The organism is Paenibacillus sp. GM1FR, assembly GCF_002803315.1.
Taxonomy (GTDB): domain Bacteria; phylum Bacillota; class Bacilli; order Paenibacillales; family Paenibacillaceae; genus Paenibacillus; species Paenibacillus amylolyticus.
The window spans coordinates 94,897-121,269 of sequence record NZ_MKZL01000005.1; the positions used below are offsets into that span (position 1 = coordinate 94,897).

Here is a 26,373-nt window from a genome sequence, read left to right on the forward strand (position 1 = left end):
GGGTATGGGGTTGTCTTCGCAGTGGTATTATTGTTGGTCATAAGTATTGCCAATGCAATCTAAGGACCGATTGTTACAGAAATAGAACTATAGGAGATCCGATGAGTGGCCTTGAAAAAGATTACTTGTATAAAACCTCGTGAAGGCACTCATTTCTATGATGCCATTACTGCTGCTAAATAACTTAAATGATGTAGAGTTTCGTACCGTGCATCTTAGTAGTGTTCATTTATCATCACGGATATTAGTGCCAAAGCAGTACTTGAAACTTTATATCGATTTTCTAAGAAAATGACTTAGGTAGTTGTGTAAAAGCAATCTCATTCCTTAAGATCATAGCATCATTAGTTTTTTTTAAAATCGTATATCAGGTTGGTTTCAATGTAATAAGCACAGAGATGAAGTGTTAATACAATTGCAGTTCATAAAAATCAACATGAGTTTAAGGCAATATATTTACAGCTGTATGACCATGGCTTATAATACAAATAACTTAATAGTAGAAACGGGGAAGCACCTCGATATTGGTTAACCACCAATATTGAGGTGCTTTTTTTGTTTTTACAGTTAGAAGGGTAGGGAGACTATTGAAGAAGAGAAAGAAAGTTAGGGAGGCAGCACAAAAAGCAACTAAAGTTGTATTAGCGTTAGCTTTACTTGCACCCCCATTAGTGGCAACCGGTGTATTTACACCTGCCGCCTATGCAGCAGTAGATACTATTTCTGTTGTTTCCAACACGACATCATTAAAAGCTGTTCAATCTTCCGTAGTAAAAGTGGAGATGAACGATCAGGGTAATTACCGTATCATTTTATTACCAAACACCAACGTATTTTTTGGTAGCAATGCCGGGAATGTTTCAACGTTCCTGGATTATAACGGGGAACGAATCAATTTCAACTCGCTGCCTTTAAATTACTTTAGAATTAATGACAATATCATTGAAATGTCACGTCAGAAAGATAATGTTGAATTCATCCTTCGGGTGTCGATTGTTAATGCAACATCACAAGGTGGGTATATGAAGGTTGAGTTAGAGGCAGTCAATCGAGGTAGTGGTAATCAAAATCTAGGTGGAACCTTTTACTGGGATACTATGGTGAACGGTAATGATGCTTCACCGTTTGAAGTTATTCAAAATGGCTGGAGAAATTATAGTGGTGGGGTACAGATCACTGCTTTTTATGCAAACACATATAACGTAGTAAACGCAGATCGAATTTTTATGGGAGCTTATCAGAGCCCAGGGAACGCCAGCTTGACAGGCGGAAGTCCTCCTTCCTCTTTTTACGTGGGACAACAGATTACTGCAGGGGACACAGCTGCACAGTTTTGGTGGGATAAACAAACCGTTTCGAGCGGCGGATCGAGGAAAGTTTCAACCATTGTGGGAATTGGCCCACAGAATACACCGCCCTCATTTGCTTTAAGTTCTCCAGCTGCTAACCAATCCTACTACAAAGGTCAAACACTTCAGATTGCCGGTACTACCAAAGATACGGATATCGGTGATCTTCTGACTGTGAAGTGGTCTATAGATGGGGGGGCCGAAAATGTTCTTTCTACATTGACGGCCAATGGATCTAATCAACAATTTAGCAGTAATTATACACTGCCTTCAACCCTATCGGATGGCGCTCACTCCTTACAGGTGTGGGTTATGGATGATAAAGGTGGCGTTTCTACAGCAAACACAGTCAATTTTACTATAAGAAGTTTTGTTGTTCCGGGTCAGCCCGTAATCAGTTCAACTTCTACCAATGGTCTTACGGTCACCTGGGACAAAAAAGAGAACGAGTCAGCTGTGACCTATGAGTTACTCAATGTCACGACGAACCAAACGATTAATGCAGGTTCTGCTAATACAGCAACGGTTACTGGATTATCACCTAATACCAATTATGTCTTTAAAGTTAGAGCTAAAAATTCTAGTGGTTCTTACACGGATTATTCTACTCAAACTAGTAGTTATACCTATGCTAATACTCCAACTTCAGCAACTGTCACGCAGACAGGAAACTCACCAACCGTAAAATGGTCAGCGAATGGAAACCCAACTGGGACTACATACAAATATGAATTATGTGATGCAGATAGCAAAGTTGTAAAATCTGGGACAACGACAGCGACAACGCTGAATATTCCATTGGACGGAGTTGCAGATGGGAAATATAACGTGTTTGTCAGTGCGGTAAATGGAGGGGGAATTGCAACAGCATATACTGCGGCGGGCCAAATCATTAAGGATACCAAGGCACCGACTGCACCTGAAGTATCGGTTGCTCCTTCAAGTTGGACTAATACATCTGCAATAGTGACCGTAAAAAACGGAACAGATGACTTAAGTGGTGTACAGAAAAGTCAATACAAAGTCGGATCAACCGGTGAATGGGTGGATTATAAAGAGCCATTTGAAGTTTCTAAAGAAGGTCTTCAGGATATCTATGCTAGAACAATAGACAACTTTGGAAATACAAGCATTGTTTCCTCTTCAACAGCTCGTATAGACAAAACTGCTCCGGAAGCACCTATTTTCTCATTGGATCCTTCTAGCTGGACCAATAAAGATGTAAATGTGACGTTATCTCCTGGTACGGATAATCTCAGTGGTGTTCAAAAAATCCAGTATAAAATCGGTCCCGGGGGTGAATGGAAAGACTATACAAAAGGCTTTTCCATTACTACGGAAGGACGAAGTGAAATTTACGGACGTTCCATCGATAATGCTTCAAATATAAGTGTTGAAGCAGTGGTTGAAGCTAAAATCGATAAAACTGGTCCAACAGCACCGAAGTTAACATTGAGTGATTTGGAGTGGACCAACAAAAACGTGACATTCACTATTACCGATGGGGTAGATGAGGGTAGCGGAGCTGCTAAGACGCAATATCGGTTTGGAGCTACAGGAGCCTGGGTTGATTATGTAGCCGAAGAAACCATTTCAGCAGAAGGTGAAACTGAAATATTTGCAAGAACGGTGGACAACGTAGGTAATGTTGGAGCATTGTCATCAGCTCTGGCAAAGATTGATAAGACGGCTCCGTCAACTCCTCGAGTCTTATTGAGTGAATCATCCTGGACACAGGATTCGGTTACGTTCTCTATTAATGGAAGTACAGATCATAATCCAATCCATTACGAATATAAAATCAATGATACCGAGTTCGTGAAAGGAAGTACTGGAACAATTCATGATAACGGTATTACTACTTTAACGGTAAGAGCACGTGATGCAGTCGGCAATGTAGGAGAAGAAGTTGTCAAAAAAGTATTTATTGATAACCTTGACCCGTCAATTTCAATTACTCCGAATACTACAGATTGGACGGATAAAAACATTGACGTTTCTATTACTTACTCTGATGTACACTCAGGAGTGGATCCAAATCAACGATATTTTAAAATCACTAACAGTGCAGAAGCACCCGTAAGTTGGGATTCTGCTGATGAAAATGAAAAAATAGTTACTATTGATTCTGAAGGGACATGGTACGTGCATGCCAAAGTACAAGATAATGCAGGGAATTCAGTCACTACCGTGACTTCCCCGCTCAGGCTACAAAGGCTGCCCGATGTACCTGAACATTTAAAGGTAACTAATGTCTCTGAAGGGACCGCGAAAGTTTCTTTTGATCTACCTGAAGATGTACTCACAGATGGGTATCAATTTGAAATTGAAAACACAACAACAGGTCAGACTTGGAGTCTAGACTACCCTTCAAATGAGATTTTAGATGAAGCTCTATCAGGTGGAAACAGGTATGAATACAGAGTACGTGCAATGAATCATGTTGGACACAGTGACTTCTCAAGTACTGTTTCTACGCTCACACTACCACTTGCTCCAGAAAATGTTGTAATTCAAAAGGTTGGGACTGATTATAGTCAGGCGAGTGTTTCCTTTGATCCCGTGACGAGCGCTTCTTCCTATAGAATCATAGCGAGAGATAGGAACAATCAAATTGTTTCTGATCAAATCGTACATGGTACAAGTGCACAGTTAATAAGTGGACTTTCTGCAGGGACGGTCTATTCCGTAAGTGTAATTGCCATAAATGAATCCGGAGAAGGCTCTAGTCGAAATGCTGGTTTCTTATCTTTACCATCTGCTCCTGGTCATTTTGCAAGTGTACAAATAGAGGAAACGAAAATAACACTCGGTTGGGATACGGTCACTTCAGCAACCTATTACTCATTGAATAGAGATGGTGAATCGCTATTTGAAGGACCTGAACTGACCTTTACAGACTCTGGTCTTGAATCAGGGACGTTATATCAATATGGACTAAGTGCTTCCAATGAAACAGGAACGGGCGAGACAGTTACTTTAAATGGACTGATGACACTACCTGGTAAAATACAAGGTTTACAAATCGTGAATCCGACTCAGCATTCGTTGGGCTTAACATGGCAGGCAGTTCAAGGAGCTGACCACTATGTGATTGTTCAAGAAGGCAGAGAGTATTTAACCGTCCCTAGTGAACAAACCACAGCTGTTGTCCAAGATCTTGCTCCGGGAACATCGTATTCCTTTGAAGTTTTTGCAGTGAATGAGAGTGGACAAGGTTCATCTGTTTCGGCAAGCTCTATCACCGTCCCTGATCAAGTACAAGAATTAAAGTTAGATTCAATAACTGAAACAAGTGCTACCGTTTCATGGCTTCCCGTACCTGGGGCAGATAGATATCGACTTAAGATTGGAGACCGTTCATTTGAAGTTGCGGGGACTCATCTAGAACTTACGGGGCTTTCAGGTAGTAATTTGTACAACTACACAGTGGAAGCAGGCAACAACTCTGGTTATAGTGATTCTGTAGGAGGCGAATTCTTAACCAATCCTCACTCGCCTAATCAAGTTGAAGTGACTGAGACGACTGAGACGACTATAAGCCTTCGCTGGGAAACAGTAGCAACCGCTAATTCGTACATTGTCTCTATGGATGGACAAATTGTCGCAACTCCGACTTCAGCAGAATTCGAAGTCAATGATCTTATTCCAGGTTCAAAGCATACATTTACTGTTCAGGCTGTAAATCAAACAGGTGAAAGTCAGAAGACAGCTTATGTATGGATGACTAAACCTTCATTCGTTACAAATGTTCAGTCATCCCCAGCAACGTATAAAGCAGAAGTGAATTGGGAACCCGTAACCGGAGCTATTGAATATATTATTGAACACGACGACAACGTATTGTATCAAGGGACGGAGACTTCTCTCGAAATAACCGGACTTTCGGATGGAACGAATTATGATTATGTGATTCATGCTGTCAATGAGTTTGGTGTCAGTTCCCAGAATTCAAAATTTGGATTTAAGACGCTGCCACGAAAACCCGTTAACGTGAATACGGTAGACATCGAGAAAGAGTCACTAACGCTTGATCTCTCTGATACACAAGTAACAGGAGCTGACACATATGTGATTAAACGCAATGGGGTACTTATTGCGAAGATTCCTTCATCAGATATCAGATACACAGATAAAGGACTTCTTCCAGGTACTAAATACAGTTATTCGATTCACGGGGAGAACACTAGTGGAGCAGGAGAAGTTAGGACGGTTCAAGTTACGACAAAGACAGAAGTCGTAAATGAGAATTCTATTGTAGTTCATCCTGAAACGAATCAAATTAACGTGACATGGTCTCCAGTCAAGGGAGCTGTTTCTTATCAAATTTTAAATAATGAAACGGGCGATAAATATTCAACTTCGAATTTGGAGAGTATCATTCCTAGCTTAAGTGCGGGTTCAATTTATTCGTTTACCATCACTTCTTTTAATGTAGAAGGTATTGAATCCGAGCCTCTTACATTTACAAGCTTAACAAAACCGACAGCACCATCTACAGCCACTATTAGTGGTATAACGGATACCTCCCTAACTATCGATTTATCCATGAGTGCTGTTCGCGGAGCTGAAGAGTATATCATTGAACGTGACGGTAAGGAAGTTGGACGAATCCCGTTGAATGAAACTTCATTTAAAGAAGATGGACTAGAAGCTGGAGAAGAATACACTTATGTTATTAAAACTTCAAATAAGTCAGGTGAGAGTGTAACAGGATTTGCACTAACAGCAAGAACCGTTCCAGCTACTTCTTCAAAACTAGCTGAAGTTCTGTCTGTATCAGATAATAGCGTATCGATCTCGTGGGATAAAATTCAGGGGGCAGAGGGGTACAAAGTTTATTTTGACTCAGAATTAATTACTATAACGACCGAATTTAGTGCATCAGTGGACAATTTAATCAGTGCACAAACGTACAATAATATTCGTGTTGTTCCATTTAACAATGCAGGCGACGCCATAGCATTCTCGGTAAAAGAATTTACGACGCTCCCAGTAATTAAAGGGTTGATCGTGAATTCAAAACCTAAAACAACGGAAGCTGAGCTTTCATGGACTCTTCCATTGAAGAATGAAATGATGGTCATTGAGTATCAGGGCGAGGAAGTTTACCGAGGACAGGAAACGAACTTCACATTAACTGAATTAAGAGCGGGAACAAACGAAGAGGTTACATTTATCACGGAGAACAGCCAAGGAGATCGATCAGAAGAATTTACTCATTCTCTACTTACATTACCTGCAGCTCCTCCAACTGTGAGTTACACATCTACATCGAATGGAGTATCTCTAGATTTTGCTTTAAGTAAGGTAAAAGGGGCTACAGCTTACATTGTTCAACGAGGTGGAGAGGAAATCGGCCAAGTCACAGTGACGGAGTCTGTATATAATGATGAAAACCTTGAGCCAGGAAAGACATATAAATACTTCATTAGAACCTTAAATGACACGGGTATAAGTGAGGAAGGTTTTGCATTAGATGCAACAACACTACCCGCTGATATGACCATCTCTCCATCTATTGATAAAAGAGATGTCGATGGAGTAGAGATTTCTTGGGAGCCTATTATAGGTGCAACAGGATACAACCTATATGATGATGATACAATCATTACATCCACGGAGAACACATCATTCTCCTTGACTGGACTTCGCAGCTCTACGAAATACGGAACATACCGAATAGTTCCATTTAATGAAGTTGGTGAAGCTAAGGGGATCGATGTGCCGATCTTTGAGACGCTACCAAGTGGAGATTTCGAGGTAAAAGCTGTAGGTAAAACCACGAATGAAGTTGATTTCACCTGGACGCTCCCATCCGCCAACGAAATTTTCGTTCTTGCTCATCATGGGACAGAAGTATATAGAGGAAAGGATCAGCACTTTACGCTGAAAAATCTTAGTGGGGGAACAGTGTATTTGATGGAAGCTTGGACAGAGAACGAGAATTCTGACCGGAGTGAAGTTAAAGAGATCACTGCTCGGACTTTGGGCTTCCTCGCACCTTCTGGAGGAAATTTCAGCGGGCAACCTGTATCAAAACCTACAGAATCAATTAAAGATGTACCTGCTGATCTTGAGGTAGTACCAACTCCGCCTGTAAAACAAGTGTTCTTTGAAGACATAGACAGTACTTTTAATAAGGAACAGATCATATTCTTGGCGCAACAAGGAGTAATCTCAGGGATTAGCGAAACTAAATTCGAGCCGCAACGTGCGATCACAAGAGCGGAATTCACTGCATTAATCGTCCGTTTAATGGGAATTGAGTCGGCAGAATACAAAGGGACTTTTAAGGATGTAAGCCCAGAAGACTGGTTTGCAGAATATATTGCAGCCGGCATTAAAAATAAGGTTATAGCCGGTATGGGAAACCAAGTGTTCGCACCACATGAACTTATAACAAGAGAACAAGCATCGGTGATCTTAGCTAATGTGTTGAGAGGAATGAACGCTTCAGGAACTAGTGAACAGCAGAGATTTGTGGATGAGACCAAAATTTCAGGATGGGCAGCTGATAAAGTAAACTACCTATCTGAATTAGGATTAGTCAACGGGTATCAAGATGGTTCGTTTCGTCCGTTGAAAGATCTCACTCGGTCTGAGGCAGCAGCACTAATTTTCAGATTGATGGAAGTGGTCCACAAGGATTTGGAGAATAATAACAAGAAGTCACAATAGGAAGGTTAACATTTCCTAATGCACCAAAAGTATGAAAATGGTAAAATGAAAATTCATTAGGTTACGACAAGGAGCACCTTGAAATGGTTTTTTCAATTTCTTGGTGCTCCACCTATTGAATTAGGAGGTAATCACTTGACCCTACATAAAGTTCCATCAAACCATAAGAAAGAACTTAGCGAAATTGAGTTTCTCCAATTAGTACTTAGTCTTCTAGAATCAGAATTGAGCTATTTTGCCTCATACTACTCAGATGATCGTATCTCATGCAATCAGAGAGAAGATGAAGAACAGTTGAACTTAGAAATACAAAATATCCAATGTAGAATTCAAACGTTAATCGATGATCAACCTATGATTAATATAAAAGTAAGGAAATAAATATTTCCGAGATTAATGTTTGACTATCTCGAGTGATATCGTTTGATACAATAGGGTCTATGAAAATAATAAATCGAAAGCAATTACAACCTAAGAACATTCATACCTGTACCAAACTTCATAATTCCACGTTCCTCCAATTTATTTATGAGGTTTTCCCATAGAATCATCCTTGGTTCCTCAAGTGGTGCCTTTGAAGACTATTTTGATCAGAGAGAACTTCTAAAATATGAGCATAAGTGGATGACAGTTACAGAAAAAACGATAAGCGCTATAATGATAAAATAGTGATCTGTTTGTTGGAGGATGAATTAAATGCTGGAAAGAGAGAGAGCTCTTGATCCCGAATCAGTAGGGAGAAAAATCCGTGAAATTAGGAAAATAAAAGAATATACACTTATCGATCTCGCCAATAAACTAGGTTATGCTACAGGTAAACTGAGCAACATCGAAAAGGGTAAACGAGCTAAATTTCCCTTTGAGGAATTAGTTGACATTGCTGGTGCATTAGAAGAACCGGTTGAGTTATTTATTATAGATGAATCGGATCAATATATAACGGAACAAGAAAATATTAGACAGCAAATAAGCTTAGCGAAACATCGTCTCAGCGTAGGTTTATTGGACGGGTTGAAAGCTTCTCTTCATGAACTGCAAGAAAATATAGAAATACTATCATTTAAGAAAATGATAATACACATTAACTTTCTTTGGGGAGAATACTATAGAGAGCTGTTGGATTATGACATGGCCTCGGAGTATTATAATGAAGTAATTAATGCTGAAGTCTATGATAAAGATAGCGTTGAAGTAAAGATACGCACCTATAATGCTCTTGCGTCGCTTCAGTTACAGGAGCGTCATATTAAAGATGCGATCACAACACTTAAAATAGCTTTAAACTTCGTTGAAAAAGATGACAGGGTTCTTAGTTTAGATATTTCGAATGTACATTATAACTTAACTCTTATCTATATACACATCGGTTATATGGATCTTGCCGAATATCACGTACAAACTTGTATTGAAACAATTGAAGGAAGAAGCGAACAGACTTATTATCATGCACTCTACCTATTATCCATAACCTATTGGCTCAAAGAAGAATATGAGAATGCTAGAAACTTGTTATTTCGTTCGATGAACTGGTTTCAAAGACAACGCGACTTAGCAAGTCTATTTAATTCACTAGAGTTCATTTTTGTAATGTATCGTTTTAAACCACATCTTATTATTGAAGATATGTTTCAATATTTAAGAGAGGTTACTGCTGTTACAGTTCCCGAAAACATTGTGTCCCAGAAAGTAAGATGTCTTTTCATGTTAGTAGAGCTGGAAATAGAAAAAAAAGAATATCTCGTAGCGGAGAGTATACTTGCCACATGTAAGGAATACATTAAGGAATATTCGTTCTCTGAAGGATACCGAGCATATGTACTAGAAGCGTTGCTTATTAGAGAAGTTAGCAAAGATGCGATAAAGGAGCGCTGTGCTCTTGAGAAGGCACTCAGCTTTTTTCAAGGGTCTGATCGCTCACCTCAAAAAGCACATATTTTATATCAACTCGGGAAGTTAAACAGTTCTGACAATAGGGGTACGATGTATGAAGAGGCTCTTAGCATTTTTAATGATAATCTTCATGAACAGGCGTATTTTAGTCAGAATAGTTTTTCGATTCTCCCTCACTTACGGTATTAAGGAAATCCATTGGACTTAGAGAATGACTCAAGATCTCGTTTTTAAATGTTGGTGTACTCACTAACCAACCTAGCGACAAAAAATAGAAGCATCTTGGTGAGATAACCCCTAAGGTGCTTCTACTGTCAATTATCATTCGTTTGATCGCCAAACTTGTGTACGTGATTTAGCACGACTTTTTTGCTTCTGTTTGTCTTCTTTAAGTTTTTGGCCAAGATAGGTAACTAATTGATTTTTCTCTTGTAGTGTAATTTGTAAATCATTGAATAGCAATTCTTCAAGTTGTTCCCAAGCTTGTTGTAGTGCTTTAACTTCAACTTCTTTCTTCTCATCCAAGCTAGCTATGTATTCAGCATCTACATTTGGATTTAGAGCAGGATTGATTTCACTATAATCCATAGGCTCACGTGCTTTTAAAATTTCAGTTAATTCGTTCAGTATTACAATTTTCCTGGAGTTATTGTTATCCATGTTACGTTCAGACATTACTGGACCGCCTTTCTAAATACGTTCCTAATGTATAAACTAACCCATTCTCTATTCAATTGTCAAAACATTGAGTATCATACTCTTGTCTATCATTTAGCAAGGGGCTATAATGAAACTAGAAATTGAATATTCGGAAACTGGAAGCACCAGTTATAGCGAGCCTTCGCTATAGCTGGTGCTTATTTTTTTGTTTTAACAGGTTTTCAAGGTTTCAATTTCATAATCAGAATAAGAGGTAGAAGGAGGATGCCAATGGAAAAGGTTGCTAACAACAATACAGATGAAAGAATGCCTCCCCAATTAAGATCGTTCATAAGGAAGTGGTGGATCGACAACCGAGAGCGAATGGATGAGTGGTATCGTATTTATTTTCATACGATTATAGTCACAATGATGATAGTCATCAATATGTGGCTCGGATTTTCATCATTTCTTATTTTTTTTGCACAATGGTTTAATGTGGATTCCGGGACTATGGGTTTTTTAAGCGTTTTCTTTGAAGAACCTCCTACACTGTTAATCATGTTACTTGATTTCATTTATGTTCCACTTCATCATTATGAAACGTTGTGGATACTGATCGTGTTAAATTTTCCTATCTTAACTTGGATCTATTCCACGGTAACCCAACCCATTATGCGGGGGTATAAGACTTTAATTAGCTGGACTTCCAAAAAAGGAAGAATAGCTGCAGCAATTCTGTCTGGAATACCTTTCTTATGCTCATTCACAGCTGTTTTTTCTTGGTATGTGCGAAACTACCTCTTCGACTTCTTTGTGACTGTTCAATCGGACAAAGACTATTTAGTCGTTAGGTCCATGGAGAGCTTTGGGTTTGTTCTTATGTGTATTCCTGTTTTCATCTCCCTCTTTGCAGTGTACATAGTTGCAAAAGAATTCTATCGAAATGAAGATCTCCAGTTACTGTTTTACAACTGGGAGTTTTCTTTACTTGCAAGCCAGTCCTTCACGCTGCGTGGTAAATCATCTGACGTGATTGTCGGATGGGAGAAGGATACGAACAAACCTATCGTATTGACTGAAGGCTCACGATATTTACACGAGTTGATTGTTGGTGCTACCGGTACTGGTAAAACCTCTACATCTATTCTAATACGTATCGTTCAAGACTTAATTCGAATCGCAAGAGGTAGGAAGTTAGGTGTTGTTGTTCTCGAACCCAAAGGTGATTTGATCCGAGATGTGCAAAAGCTTTGCAGAGAACTAGGGATACCTGACCATAAAATTAAAATTGTCGATCCAACCGATTTGGTAAGATCTATTAAGTTTAACCCTTTTGTTGGACCACTAGAGTCAGCTGCTGAAACGTTTAGAGGCGTATTAGATGCCCTGGCAGGTGACCAAGATGAATTTTTTAAAGGTCAGCAAAGTGAAACGGCAAGTTTGTATACGATGTTAGGAAAAATCCGTTATGGAGATTTGTTTTCCATTGTACAAATGCAGCAGATGTACACGGATCCTCGGTACCTTGCGAATATCACGGAGGAAGTTCGTAAAGCAATCGATAGCGAACAAGCTGATCCAGAACTTGACCCAAACAAGAAATCTGTTCTCCAGCGCTACGACAGGATCGTATCATACTTTGAAAGTGAGGTCCTGGATTATAAAACGTTCCGAGACAAAGAACAAAACGTTCATCCGGTGACTTATCCATCAGGGCACAAATACGAAGGTAAACAAATCATTGAAAACAAAAAAGACAAGTACGTTGCCGGTGGTAAAAAGTATCTAAACGATATCGTCATGAATGAAATGTTATCCCAACTCATGGTGGCTAATGAAGGGGAAGAGGCATTAAATATAGATCAATTCCTTCAAGATGGAGGCGTGCTTCTGGTTAATACCGCACTTGGTGAATTAGAAGAACTAAGTCTATCTTTTGGACAGTTCTTTATTCGTCAATTTCAATCCTCTGTATTTCGACGTCCACCAGAAGAAAATGGGTATAAACGCTGTCCTGTTTTCCTCAATATCGATGAATTCCCACTATACATTAACGAAGCTTTTGTGCGTTTGTTAACACTTGGTCGTTCATTTAAAGTCGGAACGCTTATTGCAATTCAGTCACTGGGTCAGCTGAAAGCTGTTGTGCAGGGATATGACAACACTGTGCTGAATTCTGCGCGGAATAAGACCGTATTTGGGGGAGGGGAATATGAGGATAATGAGCGCTTCTCTAATAACTTTGGTGAAGAAGTGCAGGTCGAAGAATCTTCCAATGAGTCAATGACACCGGTCAGTATGCCTAACCAGTCCTGGGGGATGCGGCATAATATGCAAAGAACCCTTGCAGCGAGATTCACTCCAACGGATATAAAGGAGCAAGAATTCAAACACTTCATTGTTGATTTCGTTGATGCAGATGGTAGTGTGAAAGCCCCTACCCGTGCGTACGGTAAGTTTATTACCGAAACTAAATACCTTTCGAAGTTTATGAATATCGGTAAAATTGAATTCGAGACGAAAGACCACAAACCTTTAGCTATTGCAGCTCACAAACTGGCTCACATCCACTTATTAAAGCCGTTGTTCAACGATAAAGCAGCAGACGATACGGGTGAACGTGAATCTGCGGACATCTCAGAGCAGCCAGTGCAACAGAAAGAAGAAGATCTGGTGGAACTGTTACCGACTTCCCCATCCACGATGACACGTGAATACAATGAAACGGAGCAGTCCGCAGCTATGCTTGATTCATCAGTAGCTAACGTGGTAGCCATGGATGATTTCTTAAGGGATCGGGGTCAAACTACAACCAATCCTTTAGAAGAAAAAGAGTCAGAACCTGCATTGATTCCAGTGGATGAAGAGGAGACGTTCAACCTAACGAGTTCAATTACTACACCTCCGAAATCAATCAATTTATTACTGGAGGATGAAGAGGATTATCGTTTTTATTCAGAAACATTACAGGATATTAGTATGAAGCCCATGACAGATAAGGTTGTTTCAGAAAACACTGATTCGAAAGATGATCAACAGTCCGCAGACCTGAGCCTTTCACTGCCTTCAGGTGTTGAAAGTTCATTGAATGACTTATTCATAAAACTAGGTCACAAGAACATGGATCCGCAAGATCTAGGTAGCGAACCAGAACTAACAGATTCAGATGAGGGTTGGGGGATTCAGGATATCGAAATAGATCAAGTGACTGAACAGAACGCAACTGATCAAACAAAAGAATACATTGAACATCAGTTACCCACTAGGACAGGTCAAGCGGATCAACTTTCTAACACCTTTATTGATCCGGAACTTAGCGACTTAGTTGCTACGGGGAGGGGTGCCCGAACTAAGCAAAAAGAAATAGCTCAGTCCCGAATAACCAAATTGGACAGCACTGTTATAGACGATGATTGATAGTTGACAATATGGAAGATTGTCATTACTATTATAAGTAATTGAATAAGTTCGGATCGGGGAAGCACCTCGCACACATATCATCGACATGTGTACGAGGTGCTTCTTTTTTTGTTTTCCGGGCGAACATGTATATTCTCAAATAGATTAGGAAAGCTGAGGGGTAACTATGCGCCAAATTGAACAACGCTTTGATAATGTTGGGGATGAAAAACTAGGATGGGCTGATATTAAAGAATCGCAGCGTGTGAAACAAGTTCTTTATGCTGAAGCTATCGGATTAGAAACATTGAGTTTGGGTGACAAAAAGGAAGAAATGTTAAAACTCAACTACAAAGGAGTTTTTGGTTATCTTCCTAAGTCCCGGATTGATAATTACGAATTCAAAGGACTTCATCATTTTCTGGGAAAAGAATTCGAATTTGTTGTAGAGACGGTGGATATCGAGGGCCATTGGTTTTTAGCTGATCGGATTCAAGCACTTGAGGTTTCTGCAAGGCGTTTTTGGAAGTCTGCTAAAGTAGGACAAGTTATGGTCGGATTTATTCGTGGTATTGATATGTCTCGCCTGTATCTACTCGTTGAAGGTGTTCCAGTCGTGATGAACAGGGAGGAAGTTAGTTACTCCTATATTGAAGATATGCGAAGCGAATTCGAGATCGGTGATACTCTCGATATTAAAATTACGAAACTCGAAGCTCCTACAGAGGAAAACCCAAGTGGGCTTCTTGAAGTCAACGCGAAAGTTCTATCGAGAGATCCATGGGGACAAATTGGCGACTACAAAGAAGGCGGATCATACACAGCGGTTATTACTAAAATTCACCCAGAGCATGGTGTGTTTTTGGAGCTTGTTGGTGTATCTGGTTTAACTGTTCGCACGAACTTCCCACCAAACGCGAATCCGGATGTGTTGAAGAAAGGGAAAAAAGTAACCGTTAAAATTCTCGAGATTAATCACCGGGATAGACGAATTAAGGCCATCACTATCCTTCCTCAGAGATCCATCAATGCTGGAAATAGACGCGGCGTTCGTGTGATACACTAATGGTTACAAATTCAAGAGTTCTTCAATTTGAACAATCTGGATCCGATTTGCAGGCGAAGCAACATCCTGCCTCATTATTCCAGACAGTACCTCCAGAAATGAATCCTTATGGCCAGGATTCCCCAGGAGACATTGGAGAAATGTTACTGCCAGACGGATCTGAGTTTGGATTATTTAGCGATCCGTATGCACAGCAAATCTTCATTAAAGCAAATGAAGGAATTCGAAATGGTCAGTACTGGTTAGAAACGAGGTTATCAGATGGCCATTTCACTGAAAAAGAAGTTAAACTACTTGATCTGCTTTCTACTATTAGAATAGCAACAAGAAGTCAGATACACAGATCCTTAAATCCAGGTCAAGAAGATGATCGGAGTACGGTTGATTTCATTAAAAAGTGCAGGAAGAATGGAGTTATATGTGCCTTTTCATGGGTTTCACCTTTAACTGGTGCTCAGCAGCGTAAAAAGCCTCAAGTATATGCTTTAACTAAAGCAAGCGCACAAGCAGCTGAACTTATTTTCCAAAAGAGACTTCCAGACAAGTTCTGGCTCCAACCGATCGTTTTCCCACCTGGGCGATCTCCATCTATGGATATTTTCTTTCTGGATTTAGCGGCAAATGAATTGTATAGCGAATTGGTGCGGATTGACCGCTTGGTTGAATGGACCAGACGTCCGCCTATCAAAATCCCCAATGCCCAGTCTAATCATTATCCTTATGCCTCCTTTAGAGTCATTAAAGATATAAATGATTTTAAATTGTTCTGGATAGAGGTATTTCGTCCATCTCGAGACTGGATCAACAAAGTCATTACGAGATTTCAGCGTATGGAACTCGCGTTCACTTTCTTACCCGAACATCAAAGACCAACTCGGGTTATTATGATTGTGGATGGAGATAGCCGGGTTAAGTTTCTTTCTGAATTGCAACGAAAGTATATGCCAAGTGTCGAGGTTCGCTACACTACGGATGAACGTTTACTTTCTGGCATTGGACCAGAAACGTTTATCAATTACCATATGGAAAAGGATTCTTTGATCGGTGTTTCCATACCGTATTTGAAAGCAGGATACAAGGGGATGACGGCTTCGGAGTATTATTCAAATTTGCAACCAGATATTGAAGATGATGACGATATTTAATATAGGCGAGATAGGGTGTCTTCAAAGACAAATCATTGCTTTTTCATAACCTGATGGTTTTAGTTGACAACTTATATTCATTTATTTAGAGTGTGAATATAATTGTTATGATTTGATAATTATTACTTTTAATAATGTAGATACAAGCTGAACTATATAAATAAATTAGAACGGGGACTGAAGAAGATGAGTGGTAATTTTGAGAACTTTCCGGTTGATTTAATTATTATTAGCGATAAATTGGATACTAGAACGAAGCTTAAGTATCTGAAGATGTTTTATATTGAGGAACAAGGTTACGTGGCAGCAAGCACAAGTGATACATCATATAACCTTTTTAAAGTAGTCGAAACCGAAGGTGCATCGTCTGAGCTACATGACATTGTGGATGATTTGGAATGGAAACGAGCGAATGACCATCTTCTTACATATTATAAAGATGTATTGAATTAATAGAAGTGTCCCCACTTTCCTGGCATTCAGCCAGGTTTTTTCATAATCACAATGTTTTGTGCCATGAATCTTGGGTAAATCTTGCGAATTATGTAATTTGGTAGACAGCACCAAGGTTGTAGGGTTTTAACCTATTAAAGATTCGGATAATAGACTTAATGCTGCCGAGCTATTACAATACAAAGGAGAATTCTGCGGAATGAAGGTGAGTAAAGATATGTCTAAATTTAAAGACCTAATATCCAATGAGATTTCTTCCCTTGCTCAAAAAACGGTTGCCATGCAAAAAGTTGGAATAGATTCCGAGAAAATTGAGAGTCTTACTCAGAGCGACTTGCAGATTATCTCAAAAGGGTTTATGAATAGTAATCTGCACGAGTTGAAACCCCTATTGGAGAAATATAGAGATAAAGAGAGGGAGCTATTAAAGAGGTACTTAACGATACAAAGCTCCGGTCAAAAAATTACAGAAGCAGATCGCTTAGAACAGGTGCATCATGATTTGATTATCAAAGCGATTGAACTGGCAATTCAAATGAAACGGGAATATAGAAAACAATATAACTCGCATTCTCATATCTTAGAGAAAAATTTAATTAAAGGCGGACTCTTTCTTAGTGGAACACCTCACGGGATGAACAAACTTACAGGAGGGGATATCCTGGAGTTAGAACGACGTGGTTTCCGTCCTATGATATACAAGAATGATAATGGGGCTTTATTAAATACTTATGATACAAGAGTGTTAATAGGGCTGTTTAAATTGTGGTTGAATCAAGGCAAGAATAAACAAATCAAGTTCGAATTTAAGGACCTTGCCGAGGCTATGATTACGAAACCTTCTGGGGGAGAGTACAAACTAATCCATAAGAGTTTAAAAAATATCGCGGCGACGTGGATTGAGTATAAGGAATACTTTGATCCTGCGATCTCTGAATACTACTCTGCTACGATTCAACATAGACCGATTAAGAGTTTAGCCTGGATTGCACGGACTCAAGAAGAGGAAGGAAAGGAACGAGCTGCAGTAATAACTTTCCATGAAGTACTACATGATTCATTACTGGCTGGCAATTATCTTTTCATTAATATGGTGATTTACAATGAGTTGCCCACCTCCTATGCAAGAATGATTTATTTAAATATTTTAGATGCTATTGAGAATGGGACTACGTCATTCTCGTTGGATCAGCTCATGGATCATATTATTCTGAAAGATGGAAATGATGCGAATTTTAATCGTGCAAGGACCATTCGGACGATCGAAACATCTTTTGCGCACCTGTTGGATGCAGATATCATCTCTGATTTCAAAATGTGCAAAAGCAAACGTAAGTTTACCCATATTGAGTTTACACCAAGTGAGTGGCTTCAGGGTCACCGAGGCAAGACGGGAGCAATTGAACTTGACTCGTCCCAAAAAATGCTTTGAGAGCTGTTGGTACAGGCTCTCTAAGTACAATTTTGTTTACTATTTATTTCTGGTCCAATATTCAACATACATTCTACTCCGTAAAATAACATACATTTTACTCCCTAACAAACCATACATTTTACTCCGTCATGGTTTATTTCTTGTTCTTGTTTTTTTACCCTCCAGAATGAAACGCACAAATAGCGAGATGGAAGTTTAAAAACTGTGGATTATTCGGTCGAATATAAAATATATTTCGCGAAAATCACGGAGTAGAATGTATGTTAATGAACGGAGTGGAATGTATGTTGGTGGGAGTAAAAGGTATATTGTAGGGAGTAGAATGTATACTTAAGGGAGTGGAATGTATTATTGAAGGAAGTATACATTCTACTCCGTCATTGATCATACATTTTACTCCGATTGACCAACAAAGATGGTTAATGATAATGTCGAATTAGGTAAAAAGGTAAATCATTCCTTAGACTTGTGGATAAAATTAGAATCTCCATTTTAAGGGGTTCTGCTTGAGGAAAATCATTGTCTTACTGCGTCAAGTTTCATGGTTAACTAGACCAAAGAAATGTCTTTAAAAGCTGTTTTAGTTTTTATATTGCGAATTTTAGCGATGGATCAATCCCATTCTACCACTTACATCATTGGAGTCCATTTATATAGAGAAAGGAGGCCCAACGTGACTGAGATTGTATTTGAAATCACCCAACCTAAAGATAAAGAATCCGGATCAAAGGATATTGCGCTAACCGATGGTTTTATTGATGCGCTTTTTTCAATCTCCGAAAAGATACACACCAGTGAAAAGTTTAGAACACGTTCTAATGGAGTTGGCCGGTTAGTGTGGCATGTGACAGAAGCAGACATCATGCTCATGGTTACACTACACGTGTGTTTTAATTCAGAAGGTAAGCTTGAAAATGTATCAAGACACCAAATCTATAAAAAGCTTTATGATCTCTATGAAGATCCGTGTTGCGATGATCAATTTTACATAGCATTTGAGAAATTTGTACGTTTGGGCCTCATTCAAGAAAAGCTATCTGGCGTCACAAGTGAGTTTTCTCTTACAAATTTTATTAATCCGGATACGAATAAGATTAGTCGTCTGGTTGTCGTAAACCCTTTTGTCTTTTCTAAGGGCTTTACGGATCTTCCTATTTCTGCGCAAAAGTTAGTTTTTGATCTGCTTCGTAAACAAGGTAACGAGAAAGAGAAAGAGGTCTTTTACTGGCTCAATAAAGATAAGGGGATATTAAAACAGCTTCATAAGAAGCATGTGTACGAGTTGAAAAATATACTCCATCTTCTTTCAACGACAACCATACAACATCAGAAGCCAATCATAACATCTTGGAACATCGAGGCTAGAAGAGGGACCACCTCACCAAAATTGACGGTAATCGTCAATGAAGCTTATACAAGCAAATATGTTCCTGGAACCCAATATAGAGATGTCTTGCAAGGCAAAAAGACATATAGAAGGGTTATTAGACATCTCAAGAATCTCCTCTCTAAAAATTTGATTGGAGAGTTTGAGTATCTTAATGATGGAAGTGACTTCTATCAATTAGTTCGCTTGCTGCGTGGGAAAAGTTATAAGTATATGGTTTATGTGATCGAGAAAATCAGGGAATTATATGAAAAGAATCGGATGTTCCCGATTAATATTATGGAATTCATAAGAGATGAGATGCGTCACAAAGGTATGGTGACTTATCTGGAAATCGCGAAGCAAACGGGGGTATATAAGTTTATATGCCCTCGTAAATTAGATGAGAATAGATTATACGAATTTGCAGCTGCAGCAAGTATGTTCAGCCAACGTGAATTTACTAAACTTTGTTTGGCTTCCGTCAGATCCTTAGAAGGTAGTTATACAAGGCCACCGGCATTTAGCCTATATGATTATACTCAATCTAATGAGTTACAGTATTATCTTGATGCGGTAACGATGAGGAATCACGCTTTCTCACTAAGGAAATGTCCTGACAAATATAAAGAACTTGAGATTCAAGCACTTATTCGCTTAGAGAATGAATATGAAACACGAGCAGTGCGAGAGTGGATGATCAACAAAATAGAGATGTTGCCAGCTTGGACTACAATTCCAGATGTTCCTCTCGACTTCAAACTTGAACATCATATTCTAACTAAAGAGCATACCGCCTAGCCTTCTTTGATCAGTAAAAAAAGAGGGCTATTCGTTTTGATGAAATAGTTATGTCTGTGAATTCTTACGACACAGACTATATTGTAATTGTTAAGGGAGAGAAGAGGGTAAACAACGGATCACTACGAACCGTTGTTTTTTTTGACATTGTTCATATAAATACAGAATAAAAATTGAAATCTTATCAGAAAGAATTAATTTTCCTCGTACAAATACAGAAAGATACTGTAGATAGTTTGATAAGATGTATCATCATCATATAGTTTTCATATAAATACAGAGTCACTTAGTAGATTAAATTCTGTATTGTGGACAATTGCCAAGTGTCATAAGTCAGTATATTCAAAAGTATTTTCCTCTCCAATATTTTCTGTAATCATATGACTGATTTTTAGTTATTCCTGTATTTATCAGATTCGTATTACCATAGTTCTGTATTTATCTGTTGATAAGTCTTTACACGTATATGGGACGAGTATGTACCCGGTTCTATATCGATCTTTTATTAAGTAGATCATTTAGAAATAGTTTCTCCTACAGTCTTCACATCATTTTATTTGCTTTCTCAAAAGGATTAGCTATGGTAAAATACAGATATACCAACAGCTGTTAATGCCTATAAGTCCTAGCTTGCGCAAAAGGACAATTCTATTTCAATGCACTTCTCTTTCGAGTGACCAACTATCTCATGCTGAGATACCTATTCCTTTTTAGGATGTATTGGTCATTGGAAAGAGTTAGTGTATTTTTTTGTCGTTTTAAGAATTTAGGAAAGAGGAGAAACTGTGATGGCTAAATTTATAAGTGAAGAAACGATTGATGAAGTCAAAAATGTTACAGCGTATGAATTGGCTGTACAAATGGGTTACAGCGTAAAAAGTTCAGGCACTTCTTGGGTCACGTATTGTCCCAACCCGAATCACTGCTCAGAAAAAAGACTTAAAACATATATCTCCAAATATAAAGGTATTTTTAAGTGCTTTGATGGAGGAGGTTGTGGTTGTAAAGGTGCAGATGCGATAACCTTTTATTGTTGGAGTCAATTCGGAGAATGGGACAGAAAACACTTTTTTAATTGTATCTTAGGAATCGCAGAGATCATGGGAATTAATGTTGCGTATGAAGATGGTCAATCTAAGCGTTCTGATGAAGATAAAACTCCCAAATATCAGGTGCGACCTTTCATTGAAGAGGTTAAACCGCAATCGGATGAAATATGTGATCGAGTGTACCGCAGATTCCTTTCCTTGTGCCCGATATATGAAGAACATGTCCATGAATGGAGATCTAAAAGAAAATACTCTGATCAAGAAATTGTAGCGATAGGGCTCCGGTCAGTGCCTAAGAGTTACAAAGAATTGAACATAATTATTCGTACATTATTAAGTGAAGGCTTCTCTTTAGAGCGCGTTCCAGGATTTACAAAGAGGCTTCGGAAAGGCGGAAATCCCATTCATGAGGGAGATTGGTTCTGGACTATCTCTGCATCGGGGAAATACTTTATTCCTTTGCGAAATGCAAGAGGGCAAATGATCAGATTGCGTGTATCAACCGGAAGAGATGATAAAAAGTACATGTGGTTTTCTTCTGCTCCTAACATTGAGTATGTTGATGATGTATATGAAATGAGAAAGGCTGGTGCATCCTCTGGAGCACCATTAAACATCATTGCACCTTCTTCAATACTTCAAGCCTGGGAGACAGGAGTAGAAGTCACTAAATATCTTGCGTCAGATGTTGTTGTTTGTAGCGAAGGCGAACATAAATCCTATATATCTAGCAACATACTTCAAAAACTATTAATTGGTATACCTGGCGTAGGTATTTACAAGGATGTGATCCCCCTCCTTCGTCAATGGAGAACCCAAAAGCTAGTGATTGCTATGGATATGGATGCTCTCTTAGACGAAACGAAAGAAGCAGGAAAGAATAAGTACGTATTTGAACATCTGACAGAGTTTGCAAAGCAAGCTTTAGATGATGAGGGCATTGAAGTTGTCATTTGGTGCTGGGATCCACAATTGGGGAAGGGACTCGATGATATCTTATTGCAGTCTATTTTACCCATTGAAATAGACTTACGTACCAAAGCAAGACGTCTAGTTACTTTATGAGTGAGCGTTGTTAAACCTATTCTTTAGTATATGAGAAGGTAAACGCTCGTTGCGACGTTTAAAGTTATTAGACGCAACCGACGATTGGTGTTATTCCCCAAAGTGTAGATGCGCCTCATATGGCTGATGATAAGAGATATTACAAACGATACAACTTTAGATCGGCTCCTATGGAAGATTATGAAGTACGTGATGTAAGGAAGAAGACATAACCATCCTAATTTGAAGTTGAACTTTTCTATACACTCCGATGAAATGAATATAGAGAAAGAATTAGAGGTGCAAGTATATAATACTTCTCCCGTGATAGCAGAATACTATGGAGTAACATTGTATATTGAAAAAAAATTCAATTAGTAAACAATGGTGGCTTTGTGTTTGATAAAGAAACTGTGCTGTTACATGATAATGATTAACTTACACCTGTCTTCCAGTTAATTCGAAATTTCACCTTACCCAATGCTATGCCAATTTGGGAAGGAGAGCCCTTTCTTCTGGGTACAATAAAATTGATACTGTAAGTGAAAAAGATTTGTATCATATAGGATGGAGGATTACCGGCCCTGGATTTAAAAACACTAATTTTAGTATAGTAAATCTGTAGCATCCTTCGGGGTGCTTTTTAAATTATTGACTGACTAGTAGTTATATTGGTCACTATAGCTGCATTTGTTTCATAAAACATAGGTAGACTGACACTCGTTGTTATATAATTGTAGTAGAAAAGTAAGTGTAAAGTGAGAGCCAAGTGTAGTATGTACAAATACGTCATTATTATAATTCGCAAAGTTATGTGAGTGAAATAATACTTTCATTAACAGGATGAATAATCATGCTATATGACATTAAATTTTCTTCTGAGGTTGCAGGTAAGCCATTTAAATGTACTGTTAAGGCACTAGATAAGGGTGAACTAGTCCGCAAGGTCACACTCGAGTATAGAGGAATCTACAAAGTCATTCCTGATAATCCAAACAAACTCAAGCATCGTGACAAAGTGGGTACATTAGTAGGCTTCAAAGTAGATAAGTTAAATAACCCATTGAAAGCTAGAATAAAGTTTGATGAAACTGGAAGCATAGGCTATGTGAAACTTGAAAATTTACATCATTTTAAAAATGAATAGATAAAACATTCTTTCATTCGGATGTGATGGCATGGTTAAAATTAATTTTCAAATCAACTGTAGCGACACAGGTGAAACCTTTGCCTCATATCCCGATTACCTAAATAGCAACCACTGGAAAGGGATCAAGGATTGATTTGGTGCATCAGTCTACGTTTTTCACATACTATAGTTTTAGTATTGAAAGAGTACATCGGGTAGACTTATCTTTTATTTAAAATGGAGATGCTTATGCATCCCCAACTTGTACTTAATCAATTAAACTTTTTTGGGTTCTTTATCTACTATTGTACCTGAGTTAATTGTATAACCGTAAATCACCTTGTATCTTACTTACACCGCCGTAATTAATCACTTGTATTCTATAAGTTCCCGCGGGAATATTGTTGAAGCTTCGTATAGTGTTTTGATCTGTAAAAGTCCCACTTACATAAATACTTTGTTCAAAACCATTAGCTCCAGAGCCTATTAATTTATATTGCACTAATGGATTATACTTAGGATCAACTGTTTTTTGATGTATCCAAATACTAACTTCTCCCGTATTGGACACTTGGAACCATGATGATTCATAAACAGAAGTAAGACTAAATGAAGTTGAATAGACCATGCTTTGAGCTAGTGAGACGGTAGAATTTGAAGAGGTTCGGTTATTGACTTTTGTGTCAACTTGAATGTTAGAAATATTTTCGTTCTCGTTTTTATGTTGCTTGTTTACATCGATTTCTGCCGATGCTGCTGAAGATATACTGCTCACCAGAAATCCAATTGATAAAAATGTAGTTATAATTTTTCTCATGAATATTGGGCCTCCATTATATAAAATATATTACATACTAAAGATAGTTCGGCATCTATTTCAATTCACCTTCCATATTGTGATATTTAATTACAATATATTTATTTAATGTTAATTGTTACAAATGTCACTAAAGCATTCTCTTTATTGTTGTACTATATATATGTAATATATTTCTTTTATAAGGAGAGATTTGTATGAGAAAGAAAATGTTATTGCTTGGGTTAGTTTTCATTCTAAGTTTGCTCGGCGCCTCATCTGTTTTTGCAGAAACCAACAATGCAATTGTACACCCTAGTAAGTTGGTTGATACTGCGATTCCCGTAGTAGGTCAAGGTCAATACGGAAGATACGGTCTCGAAGTAACAAAAGGTCAAGTTCACATTATTTTGGATGAGCAGCAGGCAGACTATAGCTGGAAAAAAGTGCATGAATTCACATTGTATACTCCTTCTGGACCATTGGCTCACTATTATGATTACTGGATGAAAAATGGAACCAGATATACTATTACTTTAATTGCTGTAAGAGACACCGAACTTGGTGTTGGATATGTTAGAAACTAAGTGAATAAAAAGAGGACTGTCTTTCGGTCCTCTTTCTTTATATATAATTAATCTTTCTTAGAAAAAAGAAAAAGCAGCCCGAAGGCTACTTAAAATGTAGTAATGTATTGGAAAGATTATTCTGATACAATCAACCCACCCTTAATGATAACCTCTTCAGTTCCGAATCGCTCTCCGAAAAGGCTTCCTTTGAGAACTACACTTCCATAGTTGTTGATACTACCTGCTATTTGACCTCCGCTCTCTACGGTTGCTTGGCCTCCAGAATCAACGCTCAGAGTTCCATTGAGAGTGCCCTGAATTACTACCTCTCCACCATCAAGAACACCAATAGCCCCATTGACACTTCCCTTAACCGTCGCAATTGCGTTATTGCCTATCTCAAGCGCGCCTTCTATTGATCCTTCAACCAGCAGCGTTCCAGATCGGACGATTATCCTTCCTATATATTCGCTTTAGACAAACTTCTGAATATAGCTACGATCTAAATTGAAAATCGGTACATCCTTATCTAGACCACATCTAGCTCCTATAGTTACCTCGTTTTCTGTTTCTAGATCGAATTGTTCTTTTGTAATGCAAACTCCTCGTTTTACCACGTAAGTTAATATTCTTCTCTTGAAACATCCCTATTTTCTAGTGAATAATGTATTTCGATTTTCATAGTGTTCTCGTCCTTTCATGTAAACTAACCCTCCTATGTATCCTGTTTAAATTCTAATATGTTCAATTTATTTGGAAGTTTTAATCATAATAAATGTGAAAAAACCCTTAATAAGTAATAATTTTAAATAATCCTGTTATTCCAAATCAATTGGTTGAAGTCCTCAGAACACAACAAGAAAAGTATGATGCTTTGAAAAGAAAACTGGGCAGAGAGTTTCTTGATCTCGATTTGGTTATATTCAATTTGAAAAATGGCGGTACTGTTTTTCCAAGTAATTATGATGAAAATCTATCCCAAAGATGTTAAAAGAGCAGATCTTCCACATATAAGATTTCATGATTTGCGACATACACATGCAACCTTACTATTGTCTAAGGATATCAATGATAAGGTGATTTCCGAACGATTAGGACACAGTAAGATTTCAGTTACGTTGGACACGTACAGTCATGTGATACCAAGCATGCAACAAGAAGTTACAAACACTTTAGAAGAAATCGTATTTCTGTGACGCATCTGTGACGACTGGCATACTGAGAGCTTAAAAACCGTTGATACACCAAGGTATTTTGAACTTTTATATCATGTGCGGTGCAACTACCGTATGCCATTTTGGAATAGAGTCGTAAAGTACTGGTACACGTCATGCACCCATATGGGACAAGCTTGATAATACTTCAGTATAAAAAGGGATTTGTTAGACGAAAATGATGCTCCTTTTAACAATATGGATATAATCACATCAAGTGGAAACATACCTATTTATATTGGCGACTTAGAAGATGGTTGCAGGAAAGGTAGCATTTATAACTGAGTGGTTCATTGATAAAAAAAGAACTTCGATAGTACTTCTCTTAGCCGCAGAAAACAAGGT

Annotated in this window: 15 protein-coding genes; 13 read left to right on the plus strand and 2 right to left on the minus strand. The window is 38.4% G+C overall.

What is annotated here, in order from left to right; all coding sequences use genetic code 11:
* Positions 1 to 587 precede the first annotated feature (587 nt).
* The 3 genes from PAEAM_RS03460 to PAEAM_RS03470 all read left to right on the plus strand — a co-directional run bounded on the left by PAEAM_RS03460 (position 588) and on the right by PAEAM_RS03470 (position 10,109).
* A complete protein-coding gene (locus PAEAM_RS03460; RefSeq protein WP_100526665.1) occupies positions 588 to 8,030 on the plus strand; it encodes a fibronectin type III domain-containing protein in 7,443 nt (2,480 codons plus the stop codon).
* Positions 8,031 to 8,165: 135 nt separating this feature from the next.
* Positions 8,166 to 8,411, plus strand: coding sequence for a hypothetical protein (locus PAEAM_RS03465; RefSeq protein WP_100526666.1), 246 nt, complete (start codon positions 8,166 to 8,168; stop codon positions 8,409 to 8,411).
* Positions 8,412 to 8,726: 315 nt separating this feature from the next.
* Complete coding sequence (locus PAEAM_RS03470; RefSeq protein WP_100526667.1) at positions 8,727 to 10,109, plus strand: helix-turn-helix domain-containing protein; 1,383 nt, start codon at positions 8,727 to 8,729, stop codon at positions 10,107 to 10,109.
* A 132-nt stretch (positions 10,110 to 10,241) separates the two neighbouring features.
* Here PAEAM_RS03470 and PAEAM_RS03475 read toward each other — a convergent pair whose 3' ends face one another.
* Positions 10,242 to 10,595, minus strand: a complete 354-nt coding sequence (locus tag PAEAM_RS03475; RefSeq protein ID WP_100526668.1) for a hypothetical protein — start codon at positions 10,593 to 10,595, stop codon at positions 10,242 to 10,244.
* 255 nt (positions 10,596 to 10,850) lie between these two features.
* Here PAEAM_RS03475 and PAEAM_RS03480 point away from each other — a divergent pair, with 255 nt between their 5' ends.
* The 8 genes from PAEAM_RS03480 (at position 10,851) to PAEAM_RS03515 (ending at position 23,467) form a co-directional block, all read left to right on the plus strand.
* Complete coding sequence (locus PAEAM_RS03480) at positions 10,851 to 13,979, plus strand: type IV secretory system conjugative DNA transfer family protein (protein WP_100526669.1); 3,129 nt, start codon at positions 10,851 to 10,853, stop codon at positions 13,977 to 13,979.
* A 169-nt stretch (positions 13,980 to 14,148) separates the two neighbouring features.
* A complete protein-coding gene (locus PAEAM_RS03485; RefSeq protein WP_091036789.1) occupies positions 14,149 to 15,027 on the plus strand; it encodes a S1 RNA-binding domain-containing protein in 879 nt (292 codons plus the stop codon).
* Entirely contained in the window at positions 15,027 to 16,172 is a 1,146-nt protein-coding gene (locus PAEAM_RS03490) for a hypothetical protein (protein WP_133120411.1), read from the plus strand. Before PAEAM_RS03485 ends, PAEAM_RS03490 begins: the two co-directional genes overlap by 1 nt.
* A gap of 186 nt (positions 16,173 to 16,358) precedes the next feature.
* The gene (locus PAEAM_RS03495) at positions 16,359 to 16,625 is read left to right on the plus strand and encodes a hypothetical protein (protein WP_091036794.1); all 267 of its coding nucleotides are present in this window, start codon (positions 16,359 to 16,361) and stop codon (positions 16,623 to 16,625) included.
* A 199-nt stretch (positions 16,626 to 16,824) separates the two neighbouring features.
* Positions 16,825 to 18,057: a hypothetical protein gene (locus PAEAM_RS03500; RefSeq protein WP_091036796.1), complete on the plus strand. Its 1,233-nt coding sequence runs from the start codon at positions 16,825 to 16,827 to the stop codon at positions 18,055 to 18,057.
* A 676-nt stretch (positions 18,058 to 18,733) separates the two neighbouring features.
* Complete coding sequence (locus PAEAM_RS03505) at positions 18,734 to 20,227, plus strand: hypothetical protein (RefSeq protein WP_100526671.1); 1,494 nt, start codon at positions 18,734 to 18,736, stop codon at positions 20,225 to 20,227.
* Between the two features lie 788 nt (positions 20,228 to 21,015).
* Complete coding sequence (locus PAEAM_RS03510) at positions 21,016 to 22,341, plus strand: DNA primase (protein WP_100526672.1); 1,326 nt, start codon at positions 21,016 to 21,018, stop codon at positions 22,339 to 22,341.
* 832 nt (positions 22,342 to 23,173) lie between these two features.
* Positions 23,174 to 23,467, plus strand: coding sequence for a hypothetical protein (locus PAEAM_RS03515; protein WP_091036803.1), 294 nt, complete (start codon positions 23,174 to 23,176; stop codon positions 23,465 to 23,467).
* A 298-nt stretch (positions 23,468 to 23,765) separates the two neighbouring features.
* On the opposite strand, the gene PAEAM_RS03520 is transcribed toward PAEAM_RS03515, so the two are convergent.
* Complete coding sequence (locus PAEAM_RS03520) at positions 23,766 to 24,266, minus strand: hypothetical protein (RefSeq protein ID WP_091036805.1); 501 nt, start codon at positions 24,264 to 24,266, stop codon at positions 23,766 to 23,768.
* Between the two features lie 197 nt (positions 24,267 to 24,463).
* On the opposite strand from PAEAM_RS03520, the gene PAEAM_RS03525 reads away from it, so the two are divergent.
* Both PAEAM_RS03525 and PAEAM_RS32180 read left to right on the plus strand, forming a co-directional pair.
* Complete coding sequence (locus tag PAEAM_RS03525; RefSeq protein WP_091036808.1) at positions 24,464 to 24,832, plus strand: hypothetical protein; 369 nt, start codon at positions 24,464 to 24,466, stop codon at positions 24,830 to 24,832.
* A 947-nt stretch (positions 24,833 to 25,779) separates the two neighbouring features.
* On the plus strand, positions 25,780 to 26,010 hold the full coding sequence (locus PAEAM_RS32180; RefSeq protein WP_243391258.1) for a tyrosine-type recombinase/integrase: 231 nt from the start codon (positions 25,780 to 25,782) through the stop codon (positions 26,008 to 26,010).
* The last annotated feature ends 363 nt before the right edge of the window (positions 26,011 to 26,373 follow it).

Coding starts and splice junctions, on each gene's coding strand:
- PAEAM_RS03470 (WP_100526667.1), top strand. CDS start 8,727: ATGCTGGAAAGAGAGAGAGCTCTTGATCCCGAATCAGTAGGGAGAAAA.
- PAEAM_RS03475 (WP_100526668.1), bottom strand. CDS start 10,595: ATGTCTGAACGTAACATGGATAACAATAACTCCAGGAAAATTGTAATA.
- PAEAM_RS03480 (WP_100526669.1), top strand. CDS start 10,851: ATGGAAAAGGTTGCTAACAACAATACAGATGAAAGAATGCCTCCCCAA.
- PAEAM_RS03485 (WP_091036789.1), top strand. CDS start 14,149: ATGCGCCAAATTGAACAACGCTTTGATAATGTTGGGGATGAAAAACTA.
- PAEAM_RS03490 (WP_133120411.1), top strand. CDS start 15,027: ATGGTTACAAATTCAAGAGTTCTTCAATTTGAACAATCTGGATCCGAT.
- PAEAM_RS03495 (WP_091036794.1), top strand. CDS start 16,359: ATGAGTGGTAATTTTGAGAACTTTCCGGTTGATTTAATTATTATTAGC.
- PAEAM_RS03500 (WP_091036796.1), top strand. CDS start 16,825: ATGAAGGTGAGTAAAGATATGTCTAAATTTAAAGACCTAATATCCAAT.
- PAEAM_RS03510 (WP_100526672.1), top strand. CDS start 21,016: ATGGCTAAATTTATAAGTGAAGAAACGATTGATGAAGTCAAAAATGTT.
- PAEAM_RS03515 (WP_091036803.1), top strand. CDS start 23,174: ATGCTATATGACATTAAATTTTCTTCTGAGGTTGCAGGTAAGCCATTT.
- PAEAM_RS03520 (WP_091036805.1), bottom strand. CDS start 24,266: ATGAGAAAAATTATAACTACATTTTTATCAATTGGATTTCTGGTGAGC.
- PAEAM_RS03525 (WP_091036808.1), top strand. CDS start 24,464: ATGAGAAAGAAAATGTTATTGCTTGGGTTAGTTTTCATTCTAAGTTTG.
- PAEAM_RS32180 (WP_243391258.1), top strand. CDS start 25,780: ATGAAAATCTATCCCAAAGATGTTAAAAGAGCAGATCTTCCACATATA.